The organism is Streptomyces sp. NPDC056373 (genome assembly GCF_042262425.1).
Lineage (GTDB): Bacteria > Actinomycetota > Actinomycetes > Streptomycetales > Streptomycetaceae > Streptomyces.
Map to the genome: position 1 here is coordinate 29918 of NZ_JBHJPX010000028.1, position 24702 is coordinate 54619.

Annotated in this window: 21 protein-coding genes; 3 read left to right on the plus strand and 18 right to left on the minus strand. The window is 69.8% G+C overall.

The annotated features are described in order from the left end of the window. Positions 1-78: 78 nt before the first annotated feature. Entirely contained in the window at positions 79-273 is a 195-nt protein-coding gene (locus tag ACFCXS_RS37815; protein WP_003990237.1) for a hypothetical protein, read from the minus strand. 696 nt (positions 274-969) lie between these two features. Here ACFCXS_RS37815 and ACFCXS_RS37820 point away from each other — a divergent pair. Beyond that, positions 970-2079 carry an acyltransferase family protein gene (locus tag ACFCXS_RS37820; RefSeq protein WP_376647871.1) on the plus strand — a complete coding sequence of 370 codons (1110 nt, stop codon included), beginning with the start codon at positions 970-972 and terminating at the stop codon, positions 2077-2079. A 152-nt stretch (positions 2080-2231) separates the two neighbouring features. Here ACFCXS_RS37820 and ACFCXS_RS37825 read toward each other — a convergent pair whose 3' ends face one another. The 15 genes from ACFCXS_RS37825 to ACFCXS_RS37895 all read right to left on the minus strand — a co-directional run bounded on the left by ACFCXS_RS37825 (position 2232) and on the right by ACFCXS_RS37895 (position 19726). Further along, a complete protein-coding gene (locus tag ACFCXS_RS37825) occupies positions 2232-3662 on the minus strand; it encodes a DUF6177 family protein (protein WP_376647872.1) in 1431 nt (476 codons plus the stop codon). Between the two features lie 4 nt (positions 3663-3666). Then, positions 3667-7644, minus strand: coding sequence for a type VII secretion protein EccCa (eccCa, locus tag ACFCXS_RS37830; protein ID WP_376647873.1), 3978 nt, complete (start codon positions 7642-7644; stop codon positions 3667-3669). Positions 7645-7695: 51 nt separating this feature from the next. Further along, on the minus strand, positions 7696-9297 hold the full coding sequence (locus ACFCXS_RS37835) for a CpaE family protein (protein ID WP_376647874.1): 1602 nt from the start codon (positions 9295-9297) through the stop codon (positions 7696-7698). Positions 9298-9376: 79 nt separating this feature from the next. Continuing rightward, positions 9377-10714: a type VII secretion integral membrane protein EccD gene (eccD, locus tag ACFCXS_RS37840; RefSeq protein ID WP_376647875.1), complete on the minus strand. Its 1338-nt coding sequence runs from the start codon at positions 10712-10714 to the stop codon at positions 9377-9379. A gap of 92 nt (positions 10715-10806) precedes the next feature. Beyond that, on the minus strand, positions 10807-11118 hold the full coding sequence (locus ACFCXS_RS37845; RefSeq protein ID WP_376647876.1) for a hypothetical protein: 312 nt from the start codon (positions 11116-11118) through the stop codon (positions 10807-10809). Between the two features lie 86 nt (positions 11119-11204). Further along, positions 11205-11660, minus strand: a complete 456-nt coding sequence (locus ACFCXS_RS37850) for an HD domain-containing protein (protein ID WP_376647877.1) — start codon at positions 11658-11660, stop codon at positions 11205-11207. A 93-nt stretch (positions 11661-11753) separates the two neighbouring features. Further along, entirely contained in the window at positions 11754-13004 is a 1251-nt protein-coding gene (locus ACFCXS_RS37855) for a DUF6508 domain-containing protein (protein WP_376647878.1), read from the minus strand. A gap of 19 nt (positions 13005-13023) precedes the next feature. After that, complete coding sequence (locus ACFCXS_RS37860) at positions 13024-13455, minus strand: hypothetical protein (protein ID WP_376647879.1); 432 nt, start codon at positions 13453-13455, stop codon at positions 13024-13026. A 212-nt stretch (positions 13456-13667) separates the two neighbouring features. After that, positions 13668-14063 (minus strand): hypothetical protein, encoded by a 396-nt coding sequence (locus ACFCXS_RS37865; protein ID WP_376647880.1) that lies wholly within the window; start codon positions 14061-14063, stop codon positions 13668-13670. A 25-nt stretch (positions 14064-14088) separates the two neighbouring features. Next, positions 14089-14490 carry a hypothetical protein gene (locus tag ACFCXS_RS37870; protein WP_376647881.1) on the minus strand — a complete coding sequence of 134 codons (402 nt, stop codon included), beginning with the start codon at positions 14488-14490 and terminating at the stop codon, positions 14089-14091. Positions 14491-14503: 13 nt separating this feature from the next. Further along, positions 14504-17212, minus strand: a complete 2709-nt coding sequence (locus tag ACFCXS_RS37875; RefSeq protein ID WP_376647882.1) for an ADP-ribosyltransferase — start codon at positions 17210-17212, stop codon at positions 14504-14506. Next, positions 17209-17598: a DUF6507 family protein gene (locus ACFCXS_RS37880; protein WP_376647883.1), complete on the minus strand. Its 390-nt coding sequence runs from the start codon at positions 17596-17598 to the stop codon at positions 17209-17211. The genes ACFCXS_RS37875 and ACFCXS_RS37880 overlap by 4 nt, the downstream gene beginning before the upstream one ends. A 79-nt stretch (positions 17599-17677) precedes the next feature. Next, a complete protein-coding gene (locus ACFCXS_RS37885; RefSeq protein ID WP_376647884.1) occupies positions 17678-17992 on the minus strand; it encodes a pore-forming ESAT-6 family protein in 315 nt (104 codons plus the stop codon). A 60-nt stretch (positions 17993-18052) separates the two neighbouring features. Then, the gene (locus ACFCXS_RS37890; RefSeq protein ID WP_376647885.1) at positions 18053-18379 is read right to left on the minus strand and encodes a hypothetical protein; all 327 of its coding nucleotides are present in this window, start codon (positions 18377-18379) and stop codon (positions 18053-18055) included. A gap of 168 nt (positions 18380-18547) precedes the next feature. After that, on the minus strand, positions 18548-19726 hold the full coding sequence (locus ACFCXS_RS37895; RefSeq protein ID WP_376647886.1) for a PP2C family protein-serine/threonine phosphatase: 1179 nt from the start codon (positions 19724-19726) through the stop codon (positions 18548-18550). Positions 19727-19888: 162 nt separating this feature from the next. Between ACFCXS_RS37895 and ACFCXS_RS37900 the strand changes: the two genes are divergently transcribed. Beyond that, the gene (locus tag ACFCXS_RS37900) at positions 19889-21139 is read left to right on the plus strand and encodes a GNAT family N-acetyltransferase (protein ID WP_376647887.1); all 1251 of its coding nucleotides are present in this window, start codon (positions 19889-19891) and stop codon (positions 21137-21139) included. 130 nt (positions 21140-21269) lie between these two features. Here ACFCXS_RS37900 and ACFCXS_RS37905 read toward each other — a convergent pair whose 3' ends face one another. Further along, positions 21270-22079, minus strand: coding sequence for an Fpg/Nei family DNA glycosylase (locus ACFCXS_RS37905; protein WP_376647888.1), 810 nt, complete (start codon positions 22077-22079; stop codon positions 21270-21272). 245 nt (positions 22080-22324) lie between these two features. Then, complete coding sequence (locus tag ACFCXS_RS37910; protein WP_376647889.1) at positions 22325-22810, minus strand: ribose-5-phosphate isomerase; 486 nt, start codon at positions 22808-22810, stop codon at positions 22325-22327. 278 nt (positions 22811-23088) lie between these two features. Between ACFCXS_RS37910 and ACFCXS_RS37915 the strand changes: the two genes are divergently transcribed. Next, entirely contained in the window at positions 23089-24579 is a 1491-nt protein-coding gene (locus ACFCXS_RS37915) for an amino acid permease (protein WP_376647890.1), read from the plus strand. Positions 24580-24702 lie beyond the last annotated feature (123 nt).

Below are 24702 nucleotides of genomic sequence, written 5' to 3' on the forward strand. Positions count from 1 at the left end.
CGTCCTGTGGTCGGGGCGAGCGTAACCGCCCGTGCCCGGGGCGCTCAGCGCGGGGCTCGGGAGGGTGCGTCGTCCCGGTCAGAAGCTGATGGAGTTGATCGTCTCCGCTATCGAGTTGAGGAACCGCTGGATGTCGTCGGCCATGCCGGTCGAGGCGAGGAAGAAGCCGAAGAGGACCGCCACGATCGCGGGACCGGCTTTGATGGATCCGCCTCTCAGCAACACCACAAGGATGATTGCCAACAGCAGCACCACAGACAGTGAAATGGCCACAACTGATCACACCCTCGGTCGGTCCGCTCTCCCGGCCCGGGGACGCGACCTTGCGCACCCCGCCAGAACCATCGTGCCACCAACCCGGCCGGGCTATGCGGGCGCTGACGCATCGACCATGGCCGTGTCGTCCTCGCGCGCGTGAGCCGCCCGTGCCTGGGGACCCGACTCCGAGCAGTCGCACGGCAATTCGACGAGCCACCCGCCCAGGGAATTCGGCCGAATCGTTTCCGTCTCCACACAACCTGTACGCAGGTAATTCGAATTGTTGCCACAGGGTCATCAACACCTGTGCGGGGCAGGGTCCGAAGGGGGGCGGAAGCGGACATTCCACTGGAGTCGCCTGCTGGTCTTATGCACCACTTAGTCCGGAAGTATCACGATAAGCAGGGCCGGGGCAGTGCACACAAACCACCATCGGGCGATGTGTTGGCCATCACGCCGAGAGCGCCGTCAACTACCCGTAATCCGGGGTATGCGCAGCGAATAGCCAGGAATGACGTCCGGCGTTTTACGAATACCTGCGCGGAACGCTAGGGTGCCTCAGATGTTCCACGCTGCCTCGTCCCCCGCACGCGCAGCGAGGTCCCGGATCGTCTCCCCGAGCTCCTGGTGGGAGGGTCTGTGACGAACTCGCTGCGACCGAACGGCGACCGCAGGGCGCCACTTCCCCCGGCACATTCGCCGGCCGACGGAGTGCCGAGCCCCCGCTCGCCGCAGAGCACGCAGAAGAAGCAGAACGGCAAGCAACGCGACGCGTTCTTCGACAACGCCAAGTACCTTGCGATCGTGCTGGTGGCCATGGGCCACGCCTGGGAGCCCCTCAAGGGCGACAGCCGGACACTCGAGGCCGCCTACCAGGTCGTCTACGCGTTCCACATGCCGGCGTTCATCCTCATCTCCGGTTACTTCTCGCGCAGTTTCGACATGCGGCCCGACCGGCTGAAGCGCCTGATCACCGGCGTGGCCGTGCCGTACATCATCTTCGAGACGGCCTATCCGCTCTTCAAGCGGGTCATCGACAACGACCCGCACCAGGAGATCAGCCTCCTCGACCCCTGGTACCTGACCTGGTTCCTGGTCGCGCTGTTCATCTGGCGCCTGACCACCCCCATCTGGAACCTGGTGCGCTGGCCGCTGCCGCTCGCGCTCGGCCTCGCCATGCTGGCGACCGTCACCCCTGAGATCGGCGACGACCTCGACCTGCAGCGCGTCCTGCAGTTCCTGCCGTTCTTCGTGCTGGGTCTGGTCATGAAGCCCGAGCACTTCCACATGGTGCGCCGCCGTTCGGTGCGGATCGCCTCGGTGCCGGTGTTCGCGGCCGCCCTGGCCTTCAGCTGGTGGGCCGTGCCGCGGATGAACACCGCGTGGTTCTACCACCGGGACGCCGCACAGGAGCTGGGCGCCCCGTGGTGGACCGGCCCGGTCATGGTGCTCGCGATGTTCGGCTGCTCCCTGGTGCTGACCGCGTGCTTCTTCGCCTGGGTGCCGCGCCGCCACATGTGGTTCACCGCCCTCGGCGCCGGCACGCTCTACGGCTACCTGCTGCACGGCTTCCTGGTGAAGGCGGGCGACTACCGGGGCTGGTTCGAGGCGTCCTGGCTGCACCAGCCGGCCGGTGAGATCCTCGTGACCGTCCTCGCGGCCGCCGTCGTGACGGTGCTGTGCACCAAGCCGGTACAGCGCGTCTTCCGGTTCGCGATGGAGCCGAAGATGGACTGGGCCTTCAAGCGGGACGCGGCCGAGGCCGCCCGCGAACGCCAGGGCGCCGAGCGGCGCGAGCGCGAGAAGGTGGCCGTGGGCTGACCCACTGCCGGACGAGGGGACGGCCCGCACACTCGTGAGTGTGCGGGCCGTCCCCTTGTTTGCCTGACCCTGTTTGCCTGACCCTTGTTCGCTCGGCTCCTTGATCCCCGTGGCCGCTTGGCCGCTTGGCCGCCTTGACGGGTTCGGCGGTCCTAACTGCCCTTCAGGTGTCTCATCAGGCTCTCGAACTCCTGCCAGCCCGACAGGTCGGAGGGATCGCCCCGGAACGGGTAGTACAGCGCCGGGCGGGTCTTCGGACCCAGCTCCCGCGGAGCTTCGGACAGCGGTGTGCGGCGGGCCCGGTCACCCGGCATCTCGCGGACCTCCTCGGCACCCAGGGCGAACGCGTAGGGCACGCCGGGGCCTTCGAAGCGCGGCGGGACGGACAGGTCGCGGCGGGCCCGGCGGATCTGCACCAGCATCGACTGCAGATCGTGCCGGGTGGCGAGCGCCTCTGCCGCGGCGACCACGGCGTCCGTCGGCATGTGCTCGCCCGGTCCGTATCCGAGGACCATCGTCACGTCCTCCTCCACACCGGCCTTGGTCCGGGTGACGCGGACCGTCGCCAGGCCCGGCCGTTCCGGAGCGCCGACGACCACGAACCAGGTGGGCTCCGGGGCCCGTTCGTACGCAACGTCGGTCAACTGCCGCAGTGACCAGGGGAGGTTGGCCGGCTCCTCCGTGCCCCAGCCCGCCGGCGGCTCACCGGTGATCTCCCGCCACACCGCTTCCACCGCGCCGCCGAGAACGAGCCGGTCGTCGGCCGGGTGTACGGCACGGAACGAGATCGCCAGCTGACGCTCCCCCGTGTCGGGCTGTTCCGCGAGACCCTCCTGGAAGGACGCGGCGAGGGGCGTGCGCGGATCCTCGGGGGTCGCCTCCGGCGACTCCACTGTCACGAACAGGCCGTTGCTCCACTGCAGGACCGCTCCGGTCAGTCCGTCGTAGTAGCCGTCCCGCTCGTCCTGCACGACCCAGCGCGAGGGCCAGCCCGGGAGGCTGTTCCGGACCGCCGGGGAGAGGCGGGTGCCCGCCGGTGTGACGATCTGCAGGCCGAGGCCGGCGTTCGCGGCGGCGCTGAAGGCGTCCGACAGCCAGGCCGTCATCGCGACCACGGGACGGTCCTGGATGACGACGGCGACCTTGTCGGTGAGCACGTCCACGGCGGGTTGGGCGGCGGCCGGAGCCGGCGCCACCGTCATGCCGTCCGTCTTGACCACCGCCAGGGACCACCCGGTCTGCGGCGGCCAGGCCGTACCCCCGACCAGGGTGGCGATCCGGGCGGCGAACGTCCCGGCGAGTTCCTCGGCCTCCTTGACGCCGGTCGTGGCGCGGGCCTCGGTCCACCAGTACGGAACCTCGGGCTCCTGCGCCCCCAGCAGCCGCTCGGCCTCTCCCCTGACCTGCACGAGCAGCGGCGCCTCGACAGACACGAGCGGACGGCCCCGCGGGTCGCACAGCTGCACCACGGCGCCCTCGCCCTCGGCGCCCACCAGCAGGTCCGGGCCTCCGGACAGCAGGCCCGCGAGCACGCTCAGCGGATCGGGCATCTTCTTCGTGAGGGCGATGACATCCTTCGTCACGCGTTTACCTCGTCCCCTCGTAGACGGTCTGGATGAGCCGGTTCGGTTCGCCCCTGCGGACCAGCACACCGCGGCCGGGGGGCTGATGGCTCGCGTACACGTTGGAGAAGAGCTGCCCCTCGCTGCGGTCGCCCGCCATCACCAGTGCCGAGGCGCCGGACTCGCGCAGGCTCTGCGTCAGCGGCTCGTACAGGCCGCGGGAGGCGCCCGCGACGCGGCGGGTGAGGACGAAGTGCAGTCCGATGTCGACGGCCGAGGGGATGTACGGCACGAAAGGCGCCAGCGGCTGCTGCCCCGCGGTGGTGAGGACGTCGTAGTCGTCGACGAGGATCACGATCCGCGGACCGGAGAAGCTGCCCGGTTCCAGGTCGGCGGTGCCGGCGGCCTCGTCGGGCAGGCGCTTCTCCAGCTCGGAGGCGATACCGGCGGCGAGGCCCGCGCACAGCTTGCTGTTGTAGGCGTAGCCGCCCCGGTACTCCTCCGGGATGACACCGCGCAGTCCGCGGCGCGGGTCGAAGACGCCGAAGACCAGTTCGTCGTCGCCGTAGCGCTCGATGAGGCCGCGGGCGATCAGCTTGAGCAGGTTGGTCTTGCCGCACTCGCTGTCGCCCATGACCAGCAGGTGCTGGTCGCGGTGGAACAGGTCGACCAGGACCGGCGCCAGCTGCGTCTGATCCAGGCCGATCGGGACCCGCCGCGGTTCGGCGGCGGGTCCGGGCAGCTGGTGTGCCTCCAGGACGTGCGGCAGCACGCGCACCGGCTGGGCGACCTCGCCGGTCCAGGTGGCGCGGATCGCCCGGGCGGTGGTCTCCAGGACGGCGCCGAGGTCGGCGGTGTCGGCGAAACCGTCGGTGCGGGGCAGGGCGACCTGGGCGAAGAGCTTGCGGTCGGTGAGGACACGGCCCTTCTCCTCGGGTGACAGGGTCTCGCCGAGCTTGCGGTCGATGCTGGACTCGCTCGGGTCGTTCAGGCGCAGTTCCACCCGGGTGCCGAACTGGGACTGGGTGGCGATGCGCACGTCGTTCCAGCGCAGCATGCCGGCGACGACGTGGATGCCGTAGCCGCTGCCCCGCTTGAGGATGTCCACGACCGGTTCGTCGAGGTCCTCGAAGTCGTCGCGCAGGGCACCGAACCCGTCGACGAGCAACACGATCTCGGTGCTGGCCAGTTCGGGCACCTGGCCGGCCGCGCGCAGGGTGCGCAGCTGCTCCAGCGAGTCGATGTTGTGGACGCGGAAGAGCTCCTCGCGCTGGTCGAGCATGGCGCGCACCGAGTCGATGGTGCGGGCGGCCCGCTCCCGGTCCGCCCGGCCCGCGATCCCGCCGACGTGCGGCAACCCGGACAGGGCCTGAAGACCGCCACCGACCAGGTCGAGGCCGTAGACGCCCACCTCCTGCGGGGTGTGGGTCAGGGCCAGGGAGAGGGCGAGGGTGCGCAGCAGGGTCGTCTTGCCGGACTGCGGGCCGCCGATGATCGCGGCATGGCCTCCGGCGAGCGTGAGGTCCAGGTACCACTCGCCCTGCCACTGCCTGGTCGGGTCGTCGAGGACGCCCAGCGGAACCTGGAGCGGGCCGCGCCGCTTGGCGAGCTGCATGCCGCGTGGGCCCACCTGCACCGGCCCGGCGACCTTGTCGAGCGGGACCGCGGAGGACAGCGGGGGCAGCCAGATCTGTCGGACCGGACGGGCGCCGGAGCGCTCCAGCTGGTCGATCATCATGCCCATTTCGGTGGGGCCGGTCTCCCGGCGCCGCATCTGAGGCTCCTCGGGGGAGGCGGTGTCCTCCTGGCCGAGCGTGTTGTACGCGTCGTACTCCAGCACCAGCGGCCCGGTGTCCTCCTCGCTCTCGCGTCGGACAGGACCCCGGTAGGCGCCGGACACGTAGCCGGCCTTGAACCGCTCGTAGTGGCTGGTGTCGACCTTGAGGTAGCCGAAGCCGGGCAGCGGGGGCAGGTGGAAGGCGTCCGTGGTGTCCAGGACGGTGCGGGACTCGTCCGGGGAGAAGGTGCGCAGGCCCAGCCGGTACGACAGGTAGGTCTCCAGGCCCTTCAGCTTGCCGGCCTCGATGCGCTGGCTGGACAGCAGCAGGTGCACGCCGATGGACCGGCCGATACGGCCGATGGACAGGAACAGGTCGATGAAGTCCGGCTTCGCTGTGAGGAGTTCACCGAACTCGTCGATCACGACGAACAGGTGCGGAAGCGGCTCCAGGTCGGGCCGCTTCTCGGCGCGCAGCGCGGCGTAGTGGCCGATGTCGGCGACGTTGCCCGCGTCCTTGAGGACCTGCTGACGGCGCTTGACCTCGCCCGCGAGGGAGGCGTGGACGCGCTCGACCAGGCCTGCCTGGTTCTCCAGGTTGGTGATGACGCCGGAGACGTGCGGCAGTTTCGCGAACGGGGCGAAGGTGGCGCCGCCCTTGTAGTCGACGAGGACCATGGCCAGGTCCTCCGGCGGGTGGGTGGCGACCAGGGCGAGGACGAGGGTGCGCAGCAGCTCGGACTTGCCGGAGCCGGTGGCGCCGACGCACAGGCCGTGCGGGCCCATGCCCAGTTCGGAGGACTCCTTCAGGTCGAGCAGCACGGGCTCCTTGGCGTCGCTGACCCCGATGGGCACGCGCAGGAAGGCGCGTTCGCCGCGCGGGGCCCACAGCCGGCTCAGGTCGAGCCCGGCGACGTCGTCGATGCCGAGCAGTTCGGCGAAGTCGACGGGACCGGTCAGGGGCGCGTCGACCATCGACTCCGCGGACAGGCGCAGCGGAGCGAGCATCCGGGCGAGCCCTTCGGCGAAGGGGGCACCGATCTCGTCGACGGTGCCGTGCGCGCTGATCGGCTCCTTCTGGCGCAGATCCTCGATGACGACCCGCTCCCCGTCGACGGTGATGCGGACGCCCACGCTGCCGGGCTCCTGCACGCGCTGGTCGAGGAGGTGCAGCACGGTGACGCTCATGTCGCGCAGGCCCACCGCGTCGTCGGGGCGCGGCAGGTCCACGGCGTCGTCGCCATGCGCGTCCGCCACGACGAGCAGCCGGGAGGTCATGGCCAGGGCGTCCCGGTCGGACAGGCCGCGCCGGACCTCGGCCGCGTAGGAGGCGCGCCGGCGCAGTTCACCGCCGATCTGGCGGGCCAGCTGCGGCAGCGACGGCGCGATGCGACGGGCCGCGACGGGGCCGTCGAACTGCTCGGAGTCGAGCAGGTGCGGCAGCCACTTGGCCCACGCCCAGTCGGCGATCCGGTCGCCGGGCACGGCCAGCGCCATGGCCACGTCGTCGGGCGCGTGGGTGGCGGCGGCCTGCGCGATGAGAGCGCGGGCGACGCGGAGCGTGTCCTCGCGCCGGCCGATGACGGTGATGTTGCCGACGCGGTCGAGCGGGACGGAGAGCGGCAGTTCGGTGCCGTTGCCGAAGCGGCCTACGAGGGCGGAGGCCTCGTTCAGCATGAACTCGTCGGGCGGGGTGAGCACGGAGGATCCGGGCGGGGCCACCTTCAGGTCGCGCACCGGCATCTCGCCGGTGCCGACGCGGACCCGCAGGAAGTCCGCGTCCAGGCGGCGCCGCTCCCACAGGCGGGCGGGGTCGCGCACGATGTCGTACAGCGCGTCCGGCGGCGGGTTGAGCACCTGGGTGCTCTCACGTCGCTCCCGCTCCTCCTTGGACAGCTCCTCGCGCAGGTCCTCCAGGTAGGAGAGGTAGGCCTCGCGTTGTGTACGGCGCGTGCGCTGGGCCTTGCCGCGCTGGGAGAAGACCATGACGAGCGAGCCGAGGATGGTGACCACGAGGATGATCGCGCCGAGCCCCGCGAACTGGCTGTTGCGCACGACCGTCATCATCACGACGGAGGACATCACACCCGCGACGGGCAGCAGCGAGGTCGCGATCGAACCCGTCTTGCCGTCTGGCAGGTTGGGGGGCGCCTCGATGGTGCGCGCCTCGGGGGCGGCCGGGGGCCGGGTGGTCCGGGCCGGCCGGTGGATCAGTCGGGTGCTCATCGTCGTTGCCTTGTCCTGTGAGTCCTCGGGGTCCCTTCGTGCGGGGCGACTTCAGCGGCGCCTGTGGGAGAGCTGGAAGGCCTCCGCCGCCAGGCGGGCGGCGGCCTGCCGGGTCTCCCGCGCGAGAAGCTCGGTGCGGATGGTGCCGCCCGCCGCCAGATGCCGGTCGTAGGGCAGGACGCACACACTGGCCCCCGTCGCCTTCAGTTGCTCGGCCGCCTTCTCGAGGTCGATGCCGGTGTGCGGCACGGTCTCGGTGAGCACGACGACGGTGGAGGTGGTGATGTCGCGGGGCAGGCCGCGCATCCATTCCAGGACGGCGTGGGTGCTCGCGATCCCCTCGAGCGTGGCGGGCACGGTCAGGATCCGGGCCTGCGCGGCGGACAGGGCGGTGCGGGCGACCTCGGCGGGCAGCGTCTCGCAGTCGGCGACGGTCACGCCGAAGTAGCGGCGCATCGCCACCATGATCCGCTCGTACCCCTTGGTGTCGAGCATGGCCCCGACCTGCCCCTGGCTGCCGGGCAGCAGCCAGGCGTTCTCGGGGAGTTGCACCAGGTAGCCGGTGATGTCGAGGAGCGTCATCTGCGGTTCTACGACGTCGGCGAGATCACCGGTGGTCCAGCGGAGGCTCTCCGCGCCGAGCCTCAGCGGCAGGGATCCGAGCGCCGGATCGGCCTCGACGGCGAGGACCGGGTCCTGGCGGTAGTGGGCGTAGGTGGCGGTCAGCAGCGCGGCGACCGTCGTCTTGCCCGAGCCACCGCGGATGGAGGTCACGGCGATCTGCCGGCCGGTGGTCACCGGCTGCTGAAGCGTTTCGGCGGTCGCCGTCGTCTCGGCCACTTCGCGGGACGCCGAGGAGGCGATGGTACGGCGGACCGCGCGCAGGGCGCGGGCGGCGAACGACTCTCCGCGCCGGGGCCCCTTGCCCGCGCTCAGGAGCTTCTTGTCGACCACCGGGCGGCTGTCGGGGGCGGCACGGGAGGAGCGGGCGCGGGGAGCGGGGGCCGGCTCGGCGTACTGCACCGGCTGGCCCTCGCCGTGCCCCTGACCCTGCCCTTGGGCCTGGGGTTGGGCCTGCTGGGCGTACTGCTGTTGTTGCTGCCCGGCCGCGGCCTGCTGCTGCGCGGCGTAGTACTCGGCGTAGGCCTGCTGCTCGGCGTAGGCCTGCTGCTCGGCGTGGGCCTGCTGCTCTGCGTGGGCCTGCTGCTGGGGGTGGGCCTGCTGCTGGGCGTGGGCCTGCTGCTCTGCGTAAGCCTGCTGCTGGGGGTGAGCGTGCTGCCGGCCGTAGTTCTGCTGGGCGTAGGCCTGCTCCGGGTACGGCTGCTGCGCCTGCCCGGTGTAACCCTGCTGCTGGGCGGCGTACTGCTCGGCGTAGGCCTGCTGCTGCGCCTGCTGTCGCCCCTGCTGCTGGTCGGCCGGGCCGGGCTGCGGATAACCGTAGGCCGGTGCCTCCCCCTGGGGGTACTGGCCGACTCCGCCATGCTGCGCCCCATGGCCGGGGTCCGGCTGTTGGGGCGCCTGCGGCTGCTGCGACGCGGACGCCTGCTGGGACGCCTGTTGTGGCTGCCCGCCCTGTTGCGCGGCACGCTGCTGAGGCGTGCCGCCCCTCAGGTCGCGCAGCACGTCGTTCTGCCAGTTGTCCCCGCTCGGCATGTCGCCCTTCTCTCCTGCCACGCCCCGGCCCTGTCGTTCCGCGGAGGCGGCAGCAGGCGGGCGTCTGGTCTTCGAAGCCTCAGAACTTGTTGAGCAGCTGCCCGTAGATGCCGAACGCGCCGATGGCGAGCGGGAACAGCCCGATCACGCCGAGGGACTCGATCAGGTCGGCGAACCTGCGCAGCCGTACCCGGATGTGGTCGGGCGGCTCGATGCCGAGAACCAGCAGCGGAAGCAGTGCCGCGGCACCCAGCAGCACCAGGGCTCCGGCGCCCCCGGCGTGGTCCATCCACAGCACCGCGAGGCGCACGACGAGCACCGTCGCCGCCGCGAACAGCGCCACGACCTCGGCGACCAGTGGGAAGGCCCGCGCCCGGGAGAGCAGCACCACGGCCACGAGTGAGGGGAGGCCCACCGTCCAGACCGTCGGCTCCTTCGCGGTGGTCAGCATCCAGCCACCCGCGGTGGCCGAGGCCGCGGTCACGATGGTGGCGAGGGCGAGTCCGCGGTGCGTGGCAGCCAGGGCGTTGGCGACCTGGTGCCGGCTCACCGAGGTGCCCGTGGAACGTTTGTCGTCGAGTGCGGTGAGCCCGGAAGCCATCAGAGCGAACCGTGGCAGCAGCCCCAGCAGGATGATGGAGAACACGGCCATCACGGCGCCCGTCCGGTCCGCCCGGTCCTGGAGGAGGGCGACGGCCTCCCACACCAGGGCGACCACGACGATCGTCCCGGCCCCGATCAGCCCGCCCTTGCCCAGCGGCGAGCAGTAGGCCAGCAGCACGAGAGTGATCACCAGCGCGGCCGCGACACCGGCCAGCCGAGCCGTTCCGCCCCAGTCGTACGCGTCGGCGGCCGTCCACGCGGTGAGCAGGCCGAGCCCGCCGGAAGCCAGCAGCATCGCGGTCGCCAGACCCTGGTTGCCCGCGCCGACCTTGGCGAAGGCCGCACCCGCGAGCAGGAACAGCACGGTGACGACGGCGAGTGCCGTGGTGACGGACTCCAGGGAGAACTCCTGGCGGGCCAGCACCGCAGCGGCGACCGTGAACACCACGGTGGCAACGCCGGCGCTCACCCGGCGGGCCGCCGGACGCCAGCGCCAGATCCTCAGATCCAGGTCGTCCGCGACCTGGTCGGTGACGTCGTGCACGACCGGCGCCGGCGGCGCGGCGTGGGCACGGACGAGACGGAGCACGGCACCGTCGGGCACTTCGGCCGACGACAGCGTCGCGTCATGGGGCAGGGCCGAGCCGTCGGAGGTGATCAGCTGGCGGGTGGTCGGCCTGGTGGCCGCCCGGTCGTCCAGCAAGTGGAGTATGTCGGGCAGCAGTTGAGCGATCGGCGTGTCCGACGGCAGTACCAGATCGGCTCGTCGTCTCTCGCCGATCAAGGTGACCCGGCTCAACTGGGTCCGAGACATCGTTGCTGCGCTCACCACTCACCGGAACCTATCATCGCGTTTTTTCGGGCCCGGCCGCGCTCCGACCGCACCGCGCGGACCACACACCCCGTTCACTGCTTCTCCCCACCCGTGCCGTCGGCGCCGCTTGCGGAGGCGCTCGGCGTCGGGTCGTACTGCTGCTCCTGCTGCTGTTGCTGCTTCTTCTCCTCCGCCTTCTGTTTCGCCAGCGTGGCCTGGAGGAAGGACCAGCCGATACACCCGGCGCACAGTACGGCGGCGATCGCGATGCCCGCGAACATCTTGCCGAAGCGCTCGTCCGCCGTCCGCCGAGCGCGCTGCGCGCCGAAGAGCAACGCGTCGCGCATCCGGCGCCGGCGCACCGCCACCGACTCCAGCAGCTGGCTGTCGTAGTCCCGTGCCATTCAGTCGTCCTGTGCCTTGTCGATGCGTCCCGTGAGCGCCGGTCGGGTGCGCCACGCGTCGGTCGTTCGTACGGTCACGCCGGTGGTCAGTCGTCCGGGCCCAGACCGAGTCGCTTGCGCATGGCGGCGTACTTCTCCGTGAGCCGCCGGGCGGTGTGCTCGTCGAGTACTGCGAGGCGGTGGGGGTCTGCGTTGTGCGCGAGGTCGGCCGCCTTGACCAGCCGGGCGCCCGGTGTGGCCAGGATCCGACCGGCGTACGCACTCGGCTCCTCGTCCGGCCCCTTGGTCATGGCCCGTACGACGTCCTTGGTCTGCTGCGTGAGCGCGGCCTCGTCGAGCCACTCCTCGCTGAGGACACCGTCCTCCAGCGCGTCGTGCAGCCAGGCGGCGGCCACCAGCTCGTCGCCTCCGCCCCGGGCCCGCACGCCCTCCGCGACGGCCGACAGATGCTCGGCATACGGCCGTCCGGCCTTGTCCGTCTGTCCGGCGTGCGCGGTCCGAGCGACGGCCTCGACCTCGGCGAGACTCATCTCCTGCGGCATCCGGTCCCCCTAGCCCCCTGGCTTCGCTTCCGCAACATAAGACACGAAGGCACCCCGCGCACAACCGGGGGTCCGGCAGTCGCCAGGGCGCCTTCACATTCCTCCGGACAGTCCCGTCACGATCATGAAGAGCACCCACAGCGCGGGGATGAGCGCGATGTACGCACGGGGTCGGCGCCGTACGGGCACGCCCGGGTCGTAGCGCGGGCCGAGCGTGCCCGGCCCCGGCGCCGGGAGTCGCTTCACCTTGCGCACGGCCAGGGCGTTGCGGACCAGCGTCAACGGCGCGAAGAGGAAGAGGGAGAGGGGGCTCCACCAGCCCCAGGCGAGCGTGTGCGTGGTCAGCGCGCGGTACACGGCCAGCCCGCAGGTCATGCACATCGGGCCGTCCGTCTTCCGGAATCCCATGAGGACGACGAGGCCCCGATGCGCACGGAACGCGACGTCCGCGGCGGGAGAACCTCCGCAGAACCTGCACATGGGGAGGGACGGATCCGGGAGCTCTGGGAGATCCTGATCCGGAAGACGCCGGGGCTCGGGGCTGTGGGTGCTGCGGGAGCTCCCGTGACCTTCGGGGCTTCCGTGACTTCTGGGGCTTTCGGGGCGGATGGCGGAGGCGCGGGAGGGCTGTTCGGCGGAAGGGTCGGAATACCAGGCGCGGAGTGACTCGGCGACGGCGTCGAGGAGACCGCTCTGCAGAGCCCTGTCGATGGTCCCGTCGGAGAACTTCTCCCCTCGCACCACGGCGGTGGCGGCCCGCACGGCGTCGGCGGGCCGCAGCTTGCCCTCGGGCGAGGGCACGGGCATGGGGTTGTCCATCCACCGGTGCTCGGGCGTGACGGCACCGACGCGGTGGAGGGCGTGGACGACCCGGTCCACCCCCTCGCTGTACATGGGGAACGGCACGTGGATGGCGCCGCTCGGCGACTTCTGCCCACCGCCCCACTGCACGTCCCGGTCCTCGTCCGTGAGCGCGTCGAAGGCGTCGGCGAGCTCCCGCCACCTCTCGGCGTCGTGGCGGTCGAGCTGGTCGAGGAGACGCTGGTCGTCGGCCGGGGTGACGACGCGGGCGAGTTCCTCCACGGCGTCGGCGTCGACGGCCTCGGTGACGGGGCCGACGCCGGGTTCGTGGCTGAGCAGGTGGAGGGCACCGAGAGGGGTGAGGCCTCGGTCCCGGGCCTCACGGATCCGGGTGTACCACTCCGTGCTCGCCTTGTAGGCACTGAGACTGCTCGCCCTGCGGTCGATCCACTCGACGTCGTCGGTGCCAGCCTCTGCCCAGGCGTATCCGATCACTTCGCCGTCCGGGGCGGTGACGGCGATGTAGTGCACGGTGTTGTTCATGCTGTTGTCTCGGGGCTTCTTATTCGGAGGGGGATCGGCCGACTGCGGGCTGGTCACCCACGGCAAGGGCCTCGACTGTGGCCGCGTTCGGAGCATCGGTGAGGGAGCCTGGCAGGGGACGGCCCCGGCCACCCAGCTCAGGTTCGTTGTACAGCTCGACGAGGGTCTGCGTCGGGCGGAGCCCACGCGACTTCCTCTCACGCAACCGACGGATCCAGGACCCGCCTTCGTTCGCCGCGCGGGGCCCACCAGCCTTTCGCGGTTCGTAGGCGGCGGCATCGTCCGCGTCACTGGCCCAGAGGTACCCGAGGACCGAGCCGTCCTCCTTGTCCACGACGGTGAAGTACCGCACCGGCCTGTCGGTATGGTTCCGGTATTGCGGTGGCCCCGAAACCAAGTTGAAGTTCACGTCTTCGTCGAAGCGCGGGTTGAGCGGTCGTTCACTGGTCAAGATTTCACCTCCTCTGCTGCCACTGCGACAGCTTTCAGGGCATCGGCGAGGAGACAGCTGCCGCCCGTGGAACGAGCTACCGGGCATGTGGAGACCAGCCCACCGGATGAGCCCCGATCACCGCGCGCTCTGCACAAATGCGGTGACTCAGCTCTTCGTGGCCAGGGCAAAAACACGAACGGTACGCTGCTGAGACATGCATTGGTTGTTCTTTAGTCCCCACGGGCGAGGGACTTCACCGTTGCCGCGTTGGGGGCATCCGCCGCAGATTCCGGCAGGGCCCGCCCCCTGTTGCCTTCCGCATTGACCAACAACTCCGCGAACGCCTGCAACGGCAAGAGGCCCCGCCCCTTGGCCTCCTCCAGCCTGGCGTGCCAGATCCCGCCTTCGGCGAACGCCCGGGGCCCCGCGGCCTGCCTCGGTTCCCAAGCAGCGGCGTCGTCCTCGTCGCATGCCCACACGTAACCGAGGATCTCATTCCCCTCCTTGTCGACCACCGTGAAGTAGCGCACCGGCTTGTCTGTCTCGGTCCGGTATCGCGGCGGTCCCGGCGACACGAGGTTGAACATCATGTCGTCGGCAAAGCGTGGGTTGATCGTGCGGTTCACCACTGGCGGCGCCCCATGAAACAACTCAGTCCTTCGCAGCTAGATCCTGGACCGTCTGCAAGTTCGGGGCCTCCCTCAGGGACCCCGGAACCACGTGGCTCGGGCTCGCCGGGCCCGATTCGCCTGCGATCTCAGCTAGCGCACCTGTTGGCGTAAGCCCACGCGCTTTGGCCTCCCGCAGCTTTCGCGCCCAGCGCGCGCCTTTGTTGAACGCCTCGTCACCGCCCGCCTTGCGAACGGTCCATCCAGCGGCGTCGTCTTCGTCATTCGCCCATACGTATCCGATGATCTTGCCATCCCTGTCCACCACGGTGACGTACTGGACGGGCTTGCCGGTCGTTGCTTGGTACAGCGCGGGCCCTCCCGGTTTGGGCGTGAACCGCAAATCCTCGTTCAGCCTCGGATTGAGGCCCTGTTCCTCGCTCATTCGTATGCCGTTCCTAACTCCTGGGCAGCACTTCGCCGTACACGTGGACCTTGCCACCGTCCATGAAAACCCTGGTCACTCTGTACTCGGTTCCCCGGGCAAGCAAGAGCTCCCGCTCGTCCGCACCATAGTTGCTGACCTTCTCCAGCCAGAGGGCCGGCGTGTCCTTGGGCAGTCGAAGGTGCATGACCGCTTCCTTGTACTTGAACGCCCCTACGGGGTGATCACCAAGAGAAGTGGACGTGTACCCCTTGTCAGGGAAGGTCTGGCCGACCATGTCCATCGGCGAGCTCAGGTCGAGGTAGCCCAGGTCGGTTCCTCGCACCACCATGATGGTGTCCGGGACGGGTCGTGAGGCCAATACGCGGTCCATCTCGGCGATATCGTGCAACACCTCTGGACGCGCACGGGTGTACCCATCACTTTCCCGCAAGTATCCGTTGATGTCCTTATATGAGGGAAAGTAGTCACCTGAGTAGTCGTTGAGCGCCTGGCGTGCGGACGGGTCCAGGTTGTCGACGTAGTCGTTCCAGTAATCCTGTCCGTATCTGATCGCTGCGTCACTGTCCGCGAAGGGCAAGGTCCCTTCCGACAACTCGGCGGATGCGACCTTGTGCTTGTCCTCGACCGAGAGCTCGTCGAATTCGTCCGCTGAGACGTGCGGCTCGTATTCGAACCGGTCGGCACCCCCGCCAGACCCGGGAACATCTATGCCGTGGTGAGCAGCGTCGGCTGCAGCGGGCACCGCGTGTTCCAAGGGGCTGTGGTGGGCGGCGTCTCCGGCATCGACATGATCGCCACCGTGCACCGCGTCGTCCGCGAGACCGGCGCCGCCGGGGGCGTCGTGGCCGCCGGGATGGGGCCCGGTCGGGACGTCGTGCGCCGAGTCGGCGCCGTGGTACCAGGGGGTCGAAGAGCCAGGGTGAGTTCCGCCGCCGGGAACGTCAGGACCGCCCGTGTGCGGCGCCGGCGGAACGTCGTGCACCGGGTTGGCGCCGGTGGTCTGGCTGTACCAGGGAGTCCCCGCACCGGGGTGACCGCCGGTGTGCGGCGTGGCGGTCGGCGTCGTGTCGTACGACGACGGCTGAGGCGCGTGGTCGTACGCCGACGGGGCCGGTGCGTGATCGTACATACCCGGCGACGAGGCATGGCCGTAAGGGGAAGCGGACGGCGCGTGGCCGTACGGGGAAGCGGACGGGGCGTGGCCGTACGGGCCCGTCGACTGCGGCTGCGGCGCGTGGTCGTACGCCGACGGGGCCGGTGTCGTGTCGAAGGCGCCGCCCGGCGTGTGGCTCGCTGCGGTGGCCGGTGTCGGGGCGCTGTAGGGATTGGCGTTCGGCGTGCTGTAGTGCCCGGCCTGGGCCCCGCTGTCCGCTGTGTGCGCGGCTGCGTCGGCGCCCGCGTACGACGGCGTCGGGGCGCCCTGTGTCGTCCAGTGGGCGGGAAGCGTGGGCGTGGTGCCGTGTGGGGTCGCCGGGCCGGTGCCATGGGGAACCGGCGTCGTGTCGATCGTGCCGTTGGGCGTGACGAGGTTGCCGTTCGGGGCCAGTTGATGGCCGTCGGGGAGGTGGACCGAACCGTCGGGGAGCGTCGGGATGTCGATGTTGCCGACCCCGCGCAGGCCCTTGGTGATGTCGCCGATCTTCGACAGGCCCGCACCCGCGCCCTTGGCGATGTAGGTCATCGGGTCGATGACCCGGCCCGCCTTGCCCGCCACCGACAGCGCCTTCGCGACCGCGCCGGCCTTGCCCGCACCCGCCGCCGCACCACCCGCACCACCGGTGAACACCGTCGTCAGCACGTTGAAAGTGACCGCACCGGCCGCACGGGCGGGGTTCTTCCCCCACTCGTCCCACGCCACCAGCGCCTTGCCCGTCTCCTTCATCGCCGTGCGCGAGTCACGCAGCCAGGACGGCATGTCCTTGTCCGACGCCGTCCAGAACCACGTCTGCGCCCCGGGGATCGACGTGATCACCAGACCGGTCGCCAGCTGCGCCAGGCCCTTCCACGCCTGGCCCATCGCGTCCCAGCCGCCGAAGCCCACCAGCGTGCCCAGGCCCTTGATCGTGCCCCACACACCGTCCACGATCAGGCCGTCCCACACGAACGACTTCACCCAGTGGCCGACCTCGTACCACTTGTGCTTCTCCTCCACCGGGTCACCCCAGGGGAGTTTGGCGTTCTTCAAGTCGTCGGCGTTGAAGCCGTACTGGTTCTTCTTCTTCGAACCGTCCCCGGCCACCATCTGCGTCCCGCCCCACAGAGCGGTGATCTTGTTGTGGCAGGTCCGCTCCGCAGCCCAGAATGCCGCCACCGTGGAGGTGATGTCGTCACGCAGCTGGTTGTGCTCGTCGACCTTGTCCTCGTCGTACTCCCACTCGTCATCATCCTTGACGGACTCGACGAACGTGTGGGCCTTGGACTTCAGCTCCTTGAGCTTGGCCACCAGAGGACGAATCTCCGTGGCATACGAGGACAACGCGCCCGAGACCTTCTCCAGGCCGTCGCCGAACGTGTCCGCCTTCTCCTTCACCGGCTTCGTCGTGCCGAACAACTGCTCCGCCTCCGGAGCGTCGTAATACGCCGACAAACCCTGGAACCGGGAGTGGATGTCGCCGCCGGCGTCCCGGACATGACCCGCGTCCTTCTTCAGGTCCGCGTAATCCGTCTCGAGTTGTTCGAGGTTTCCGGTGAACTGCGGGATCTTCTCCGGCTGGATCACTTCTTTCCCACTCCAGGCAGATCCACCGCAGGCGCCTTCAGCGTGTTGCGCTGCGCCTCGGCCGCCATCTCCTCGTCACCGTTCAGATACGCCGTGGTCGCATCCACTACGCCCTGCAACGACTTGCCCGCCCGCGCCGCGACGAACTTCAGATCCTTCGTGGCGTGCTCCGCGTACTGCGACAACGCCAGGGCCACCAGACCGCCCTGCGCCTTCTCGCCACCCTCGCCGCCGCCCTCGGCGGAAACAGTGCCCGCACTGGACGCCGCCGACGTCAGATGCTCACCGAACGCCTTCGCGTACTTCTCCAGCTTCGACGCAGCATCACCCGTCGTCGTCAGCACATGAGAAATACCCTGCGGCTTCAAGTCCCAGCCGGGCACCACAAACCCCCGTCACACACCACTACCGACCACACCGAACAGAACAGACAAGACACTCACGACGCGACAAGCAGCGGCGATATCAGCCGATGTTGTCGACGGCCGCCTTCGCACGCTGGATCGTCGACTGCGCCGTGCCGTCGTTCTTCTCCAGCGTCGTCTTCAGAAGGTGGATGATGTTCTTCACCTCTTGCGAGGCGTTGTTCCACCGCTTTTCCTTGCCGTGGTACTCATCCGCGACACCGTCCGCGGTGAAGTCGGCCATCGCCGCCTGCACCTGCTTGTCACGCTGAGCGATCAACGACTCCAGACGCCCGATCACCACCTGGATGTTCGACTGCGCGTCCGTCGACGCACCCATGTCGTACGACCGACGATCCGAACCCGCGCCTGCCATCACACATCACTCCCCGAGAAAGAAAGAAACCAGCAAACAGACTGGCGAAGACCGCGACGATCAGCGGAAACGCGCCGCGTCGAAATTCGCCGCGGACATCTGCTGACGCGCGTTGTCACCCTGCTCCTGGTCACCCGACGAGAACGCCGAGTCCATGCCCGACTGACCGCCCAGAATCGCTGACAGCGACGAGTTCAGATCCGACGCGATACGGTCCGCCCGCGCCTTGAACTGGTCGAACATCACACGACCCGAACCGTTGAACTTGCCCTCCAGCGGCTGCGCCGCCGCCACCAACTGACGGACCAGACCACCCAGATCATCCGTCGAACCACGCGTGTCACGCTGCAACGACGACAACGTCTGCGCACCCATGTCGAACTTCATACCGCTGACTCGCCTCCCCCGTATGGGCTACCTCGGCGACCGCTCCCGGCCGCCTCAAGTCTCCCGTAATCACTATCAACACGGCAGTTGCCCGTGCAATCGGGATGCGAGTGAATTACGGAAGTGGCACGGAGCCATGACCGGGCTGTGGGGAACGGCGGCCGTCCGTCAGCGGGTCGCGGCGGCAGTCGGGCCCTCTCGGCAGATCAGCAGCAGTGCCCGGTCGTCGTTGACGTCCTTGGCCACGGCCTCGATGAGATGCCAGGCGGCTCCGTGGAAACCGCCGGCCACATAGCGGTCGGCCTCTCCGGTGAGGCGGTCGATGCCCTCGACGATGTCGCGGTCGGAGGTCTCCACCAGGCCGTCCGTGAACAGCATCAGCACGTCCCCGGGCCGCAGTGAGCCCTTCACCGGGTCGAACTGGGCACCGTCGTACACCCCGAGGAGCGGGCCCTCGGCGGCCTTCTCCTCCCAGCGGCCGGTGCCGGCGCTGAGCTGGAGGCCCGGCGGGTGGCCCGCGGAGTAGAGCTCGTAGTCGCCGGAGTCCAGGTCGAGGACCAGGTGGATGGAGGTGGCGAAGCCCTCGTCCCAGTCCTGGCGGAGCAGGTAGCCGTTGGCGGCGGGGAGGAAGGCGTGCGGCGGGAGGGAACCGAGCAGGCCGCCGAACGCGCCGGACAGCAGCAGGGCGCGGGAGCCGGCGTCCATGCCCTTGCCGGAGACGTCGGTGAGGACGACCTCGAGCGTACGGCCGCCGTTGGTGCGGGCCGCGACCACGAAGTCGCCGGAGAAGGACTGGCCGCCCGCCGGGCGCAGCGCCATCTCCCGGTGCCAGCCGTCGGGCAGGTCGGGCAGCTTGCTCTGCACCCGGATGCGTTCGCGCAGGTCGAAGAGCATGGTGCCGCCGCGCCGCCAGGGCACACCGACCCGGCTGCGGAACTGGGCGAGGAGCAGTCCGAAGAAGCCGCAGGCCGCGACCACGAGCACGACGCCCGGGGTGACCCTGGAGGGGCCCTCCGTGTACGGGCCGAGCTGCACCGACTCCACGATCAGGGCCGTGGCCGCCGCCGCGTACAGGCCGAGCAGGCTGGCCGGGCGAAGCAGCAGGCCGCCGACGACGACGGGCAGGACCAGTGCGGCCGGTGAGAACCACACCGAGTTCGCCAGTGTCGCCGACGCGATCACGGGAACCATCAGGAGCAGACCGGCCAGGGCGATCCAGTCCGAGCCGTTGCCGCGGAAGTAGTCGACGGCGGCGCGGCGCACGCCGACGCGGACCCGGTGCCACTGCTTCTTCAGCCGGGCCGTGAACGTCTCGGCTTCCGCGCGCCGCTCTCGTCCTGATGCCATTAGTTCGGGACCCTATCCATCGGACCAGCCCCTTGGCACGGGAGGTCCCACTTGTCCCCCGTCCGAGGGCCGACATCACAGTGAACTCCAGCGCGCCCGGCCCCGTCGCCGCCCGGCGGAAATTGCCTCGCCCGGCCCGCATCGCCCTGGTAGGCATGGTTCATGGCAACTGACGCGAACGGCCTTTCGCCCGGTCTGCGAGTCCTGCGGCCAGACGATTGGGACACGTGGTACGACGCCCTGCTCCGGGGCTTCGGAGGGGTGCCCGAGGCCGCCGAGGAGCGGGAGTTGTGGCGCTCGCTGACCGAGCACGACCGTTCTCTCGGCATCTGGGACGGGGACGAGTGCGTGGGGACGGCCGGGGCGTTCAGCTTCCGGCTGACCGTGCCCGGCGGCGCGTCACTGCCGGTCGCGGGCGTCACGATGGTCAGCGTCGCCGCCACGCACCGCCGGCGCGGCCTGCTGACGTCGATGATGCGGCGGCAGCTGGACGACGTGCGCGCCTGGGGTGAACCACTGGCGGTGCTCACCGCGTCCGAGCCGGCGATCTACGGGCGGTTCGGATACGGCAACGCGACCCTGTCGCTGGCCGCCGAGATCGACACGACCCGGGTGGGGTTGTCGGTGCCGGACGGTACGGATGACGTACGGGTGCGGTACGCGGTGCCGGCCGATGTGCTCGACGTGTGCGAGGCGTTGTACGCCAGGCTGGTTCCCGCGCGGCCCGGGATGCTGGCCCGGCGGCCCGGCTGGGAGCGGCTGGGGGTGCTCGATCCGGAGAGCACGCGGGAGGGGGCGTCGCCCCTGCAGTGCGTGCTCGCCGAGCGGGACGGCGAGACGGTGGGGTACGCGCGGTACCGGGTCAAGCCCGAATGGGAGCTGTCCGGGTCCAACGGCACGGTGACCGTGGAGGACTTGGCGGCGCTGGACCCCGCGGCGGACGCGGCCCTGTGGCGCTTCCTGTTCGGGATCGACCTGACCTCGAAGGTGACCGTGCGGTCGCGTCCGGTGGACGACACGTGGCAGTACCTGGTGTCCGACCAGCGACGGTGTCACCCGTGGTTCCGGGACTCGCTGTACGTGCGGCCGGTGGAGGTGGGCGCCGCGCTGGAGGCGCGGACGTATCAGACCCCGGTGGACGTGGTGTTCGAGGTGGAGGACGCGTTCTGCCCCTGGAACGCCGGGCGTTGGCGGCTGACCGGGGACCCGAAGGGAGCGTCCTGCGAGCGTACGACGGATGCGGCGGATGTCGCCCTGTCCGTACGGGAGTTGGGCGCGGCCTATCTCGGGGGTGTGTCGCTGGCCTCGCTGGCGGCGGCGGGCCGGGTACGGGAGATCCGGCGGGGGGCGCTGGCGGAGGCGTCGCTGGGGTTCGGGACGACCGTGCCGCCGTGGCTGCCGCACGGGTTCTGAGGGTCGCCCGGCTGTTCAGGGCCTCGTACCGGGGCGCTCGCTGTTCCAGGGGCGCCGCTCGATGCGCCTTTCGTTTCGAGGGCGCTGCTCAAGGCGCTTTTCGTTTCAGGAGCGCCGCTCAAGGCGCTTCTCAGGGGCGTTGGCAGGACGGGCACCAGAAGAGGTTGCGGGCGGCGAGGTCGGCGGTGCGGATCTCGCCGCCACAGATGTGGCAGGGCAGGTCGGCCCTGCGGTAGACGTACACTTCGCCGCCGTGGTCGTCCACGCGCGGCGGGCGGCCCATCGCCTCCGGAGTGTGCTCCGGGCGGACGGTGTCGATGCGGTTGTTGCGGACGCCCTCGTGCATGAGGTCGACGAGGTCGGTCCAGATCGCGTGCCACTCGGTGGGGGTGATGTCCTTGCCGGCGCGGTACGGGTCGATGCGGTGCCGGAAGAGGACCTCCGCGCGGTAGACGTTTCCGACACCTGCGATGACCTTCTGGTCCATGAGGAGGGCGGCGATCGTCGTACGGCTGCGGTTGATGCGGCGGTAGGCCGTGTCCGGGTCGGCGTCGTCGCGGAGGGGGTCGGGGCCGAGGCGGTCGTGTATCGCCTGCTTCTCCGGGGGCGTGATGAGGGCGCAGGTGGTGGGGCCGCGGAGATCGACGTAGGCGGTGTCGTTCGCCAGGCGGAGGCGGACGGTGCCGGTGGGGGGCGGTTCGGGGGCCGGGCCGAAGGTGACCTTGCCGAACAGGCCGAGGTGGATGTGGATCCAGTCGGTGTCACGGAAGCCGAGGAAGAGGTGCTTGCCGTGGGCTTCCGTGTGGGTGAGTTCGGTGCCGGTGAGGAGGGTGGCGGCGGGGGCGAACTTGCCCTGGGGGCTGGTGGTGCGGGGTTTCGTGCCGAGGAAGGCGGCGGCGTAGTCCTGGGCCAGGCGGTGGATGGTGTGGCCTTCCGGCACGGGTACTCCTGTGATCGTTGCCGTGGGCTCGGTGCCGGAAACGGGGTGTGCTTGTCCACCCGCCCGCCCGACACGGTCCCTCACCGGGCCGATGCCGCGGGGCTTCGCCCCGGACCCCAGGATTTGCCCACCCGCCCACCCGACACGGTCTCTGCAGAGGCTGTGGCCGAAAGGCCTCGGGGCTTCGGCCGGCCCGGACCGCTGAGGCGCCGTGGTCGGAGCTCCTCGGGGCGCGAGGGCTGTGGTTACTGCTGGGGGTGGTGCGGGGGGATGGGGGGCAGGTCGCCGGTCGTTTCGTAGGCCGACAGCATGTCGATGCGGCGAATGTGACGTTCGTCACCGGAGAACGGGGTGCCGAGGAAGGTCTCCACGAACTTCGCCGCCTCGTCCTGCGAGTGCATGCGCGCGCCCACCGCGACGACGTTCGCGTTGTTGTGCTGGCGGCCCAGCGACGCCGTCTCCTCGCTCCAGGCGAGGGCCGCGCGGACACCCTTGACCTTGTTCGCGGCGATCTGCTCGCCATTGCCCGAGCCGCCGATGACGACGCCGAGGGCGTCCGGGTCCGCGGCCGTGCGCTCCGCCGCCCGGAGGCAGAAGGGCGGGTAGTCGTCCTGGGCGTCGTAGATGTGCGGGCCGCAGTCGACGGGGTCGTGACCCGCCGCCTTCAGCCACTCGACGAGGTGGTTCTTGAGTTCGTAGCCCGCATGGTCCGAGCCGAGGTACACGCGCATGGGACGAGTGTGACATGGGTGTTTCGGGGAAGGCGCGCGGGGTGGCGCTCACAAAAACCCGAGGCGAATGTGAGCCCCATTACGGAACCTCAGGAAAACCTCAAGTAACAATCTGGATTCAGAGGTTCTCCTATTCGTTCGCCTCCGATTCACTGGACCGGCTCGTACACCGCTCGTGCGAGCCCCCCGTACACCGCCATGCCGCGAAACACCCCGTTCGTGCGGCTCGTGCGGTTCGTACGGAAGTACAGCTCCCCGGCGCAAAGGAAATCCGTTCCATGACCTCGCAGCCGACTCTGAACGAGACCGGAAACGACCCCGGAGGGCCCGGAGAACCCGGAGCCGCGGGCTCCGGGCTGCAGGCCGGGCTCAAGAACCGGCATCTTTCGATGATCGCCATCGGCGGTGTCATCGGCGCCGGCCTCTTCGTGGGGTCCAGCTCCGGTATCGCCACCGCCGGACCCGGCATCCTGCTGTCGTACGCCCTCGTCGGCACGCTCGTGGTGCTGGTGATGCGGATGCTCGGTGAGATGTCGGCCGCCAACCCCACCTCGGGTTCCTTCTCCGCGCACGCCGACCGGGCCCTCGGCTCCTGGGCCGGTTTCTCCATCGGCTGGCTGTACTGGTTCTTCTGGGTCGTCGTGCTGGCTGTCGAGGCGACCGCCGGTGCGGTGATCCTGGAGGGCTGGATACCGGCCGTGCCCCAGTGGGGCTGGGCCCTGATCGTGATGCTGGTGCTGACCGCCACCAACCTGGTCTCCGTCGGCTCCTACGGCGAGTTCGAGTTCTGGTTCGCGGGCATCAAGGTCGTCGCCATCGCCGCGTTCATCGTCATCGGCGGGCTGGCCGTGTTCGGCGTGCTGCCGGGCGTGGACAGCGACCAGGCCGGGATCAGCAACCTGACCGCGCACGGCGGCTTCCTGCCCAACGGCGCCGGCGCGATCCTCACCGGTGTGCTGCTCGTCGTCTTCTCCTTCATGGGCAGCGAGATCGCCACCCTGGCCGCCGGCGAGTCCGAGAACCCGCGGCAGGCCGTCACCAAGGCCACCAACAGCATCATCTGGCGTGTCGCCGTCTTCTACCTCGGCTCGATCGCCGTCGTCGTCTGCCTGCTGCCGTGGGACAGCAAGTCCATCACCAAGGACGGCTCCTACGTCGCCGCGCTGGACTCCCTCGGCATCGCGCACGCCGGTCAGATCATGAACTTCATCGTGCTGACCTCGGTGCTGTCCTGCCTGAACTCCGGCCTCTACACCGCCTCCCGCATGGCCTTCTCCCTCGGCCAGCGCGGTGACGCGCCGAAGGCCTTCGCCCGCACGACCTCCAACGGCGTGCCGCGCACGGCGATCCTCGCGTCGGTCGCCTTCGGCTTCGTGGCCGTGTTCTTCAACTACAAGTTCCCGGACTCCGTCTTCCTCTTCCTCGTGAACTCCAGCGGCGCCGTCGCCCTGTTCGTGTGGCTGGTGATCTGCTTCTCCCAGCTGCGCATGCGGAAGATCATCAAGGCCGAGGCGCCCGAGAAGCTCGTCGTGAAGATGTGGCTGTACCCGTACCTGACCTATGCGACTGCCGCGCTGATCGTGTTCATCCTCGGTTACATGCTCACCGACACCGAGCACGACGGGCGTCAGACCATCCTGCTGTCGCTGCTCGTCGCGGCGGTGGTGCTCGTCATCGCCTTCGTGAAGAAGGGGGTGCGCGGGGGGCGTCCGGCCGCCGACGCCACACAGGTCCAGGGTGAGGAGCGGAACGAGGTGTCGGCCGGCTGATCCTCCAGCCGTTCGTCGTTCGTCGTTCGTCGTTCGTCGTTTGTCGTTCGTCGTTCGTCGTTCGTCGTTCGTCGTTCGTCGTTCGTAGTGAGAGGGGCCCGGGGTGCGTGCAGAGGCACGCAC

Bases quoted from the DNA above. Each gene is read 5' to 3' on its own strand.
- ACFCXS_RS37895 (WP_376647886.1), bottom strand. From the start codon at position 19,726: ATGGCATCAGGACGAGAGCGGCGCGCGGAAGCCGAGACGTTCACGGCC.
- ACFCXS_RS37870 (WP_376647881.1), bottom strand. From the start codon at position 14,490: ATGAGCGAGGAACAGGGCCTCAATCCGAGGCTGAACGAGGATTTGCGG.
- eccD (WP_376647875.1), bottom strand. From the start codon at position 10,714: ATGTCTCGGACCCAGTTGAGCCGGGTCACCTTGATCGGCGAGAGACGA.
- eccCa (WP_376647873.1), bottom strand. From the start codon at position 7,644: ATGAGCACCCGACTGATCCACCGGCCGGCCCGGACCACCCGGCCCCCG.
- ACFCXS_RS37910 (WP_376647889.1), bottom strand. From the start codon at position 22,810: ATGCGCGTGTACCTCGGCTCGGACCATGCGGGCTACGAACTCAAGAAC.
- ACFCXS_RS37900 (WP_376647887.1), top strand. From the start codon at position 19,889: ATGGCAACTGACGCGAACGGCCTTTCGCCCGGTCTGCGAGTCCTGCGG.
- ACFCXS_RS37855 (WP_376647878.1), bottom strand. From the start codon at position 13,004: ATGAACAACACCGTGCACTACATCGCCGTCACCGCCCCGGACGGCGAA.
- ACFCXS_RS37915 (WP_376647890.1), top strand. From the start codon at position 23,089: ATGACCTCGCAGCCGACTCTGAACGAGACCGGAAACGACCCCGGAGGG.
- ACFCXS_RS37835 (WP_376647874.1), bottom strand. From the start codon at position 9,297: ATGCCGAGCGGGGACAACTGGCAGAACGACGTGCTGCGCGACCTGAGG.
- ACFCXS_RS37890 (WP_376647885.1), bottom strand. From the start codon at position 18,379: ATGAAGTTCGACATGGGTGCGCAGACGTTGTCGTCGTTGCAGCGTGAC.
- ACFCXS_RS37885 (WP_376647884.1), bottom strand. From the start codon at position 17,992: ATGGCAGGCGCGGGTTCGGATCGTCGGTCGTACGACATGGGTGCGTCG.
- ACFCXS_RS37845 (WP_376647876.1), bottom strand. From the start codon at position 11,118: ATGGCACGGGACTACGACAGCCAGCTGCTGGAGTCGGTGGCGGTGCGC.
- ACFCXS_RS37850 (WP_376647877.1), bottom strand. From the start codon at position 11,660: ATGCCGCAGGAGATGAGTCTCGCCGAGGTCGAGGCCGTCGCTCGGACC.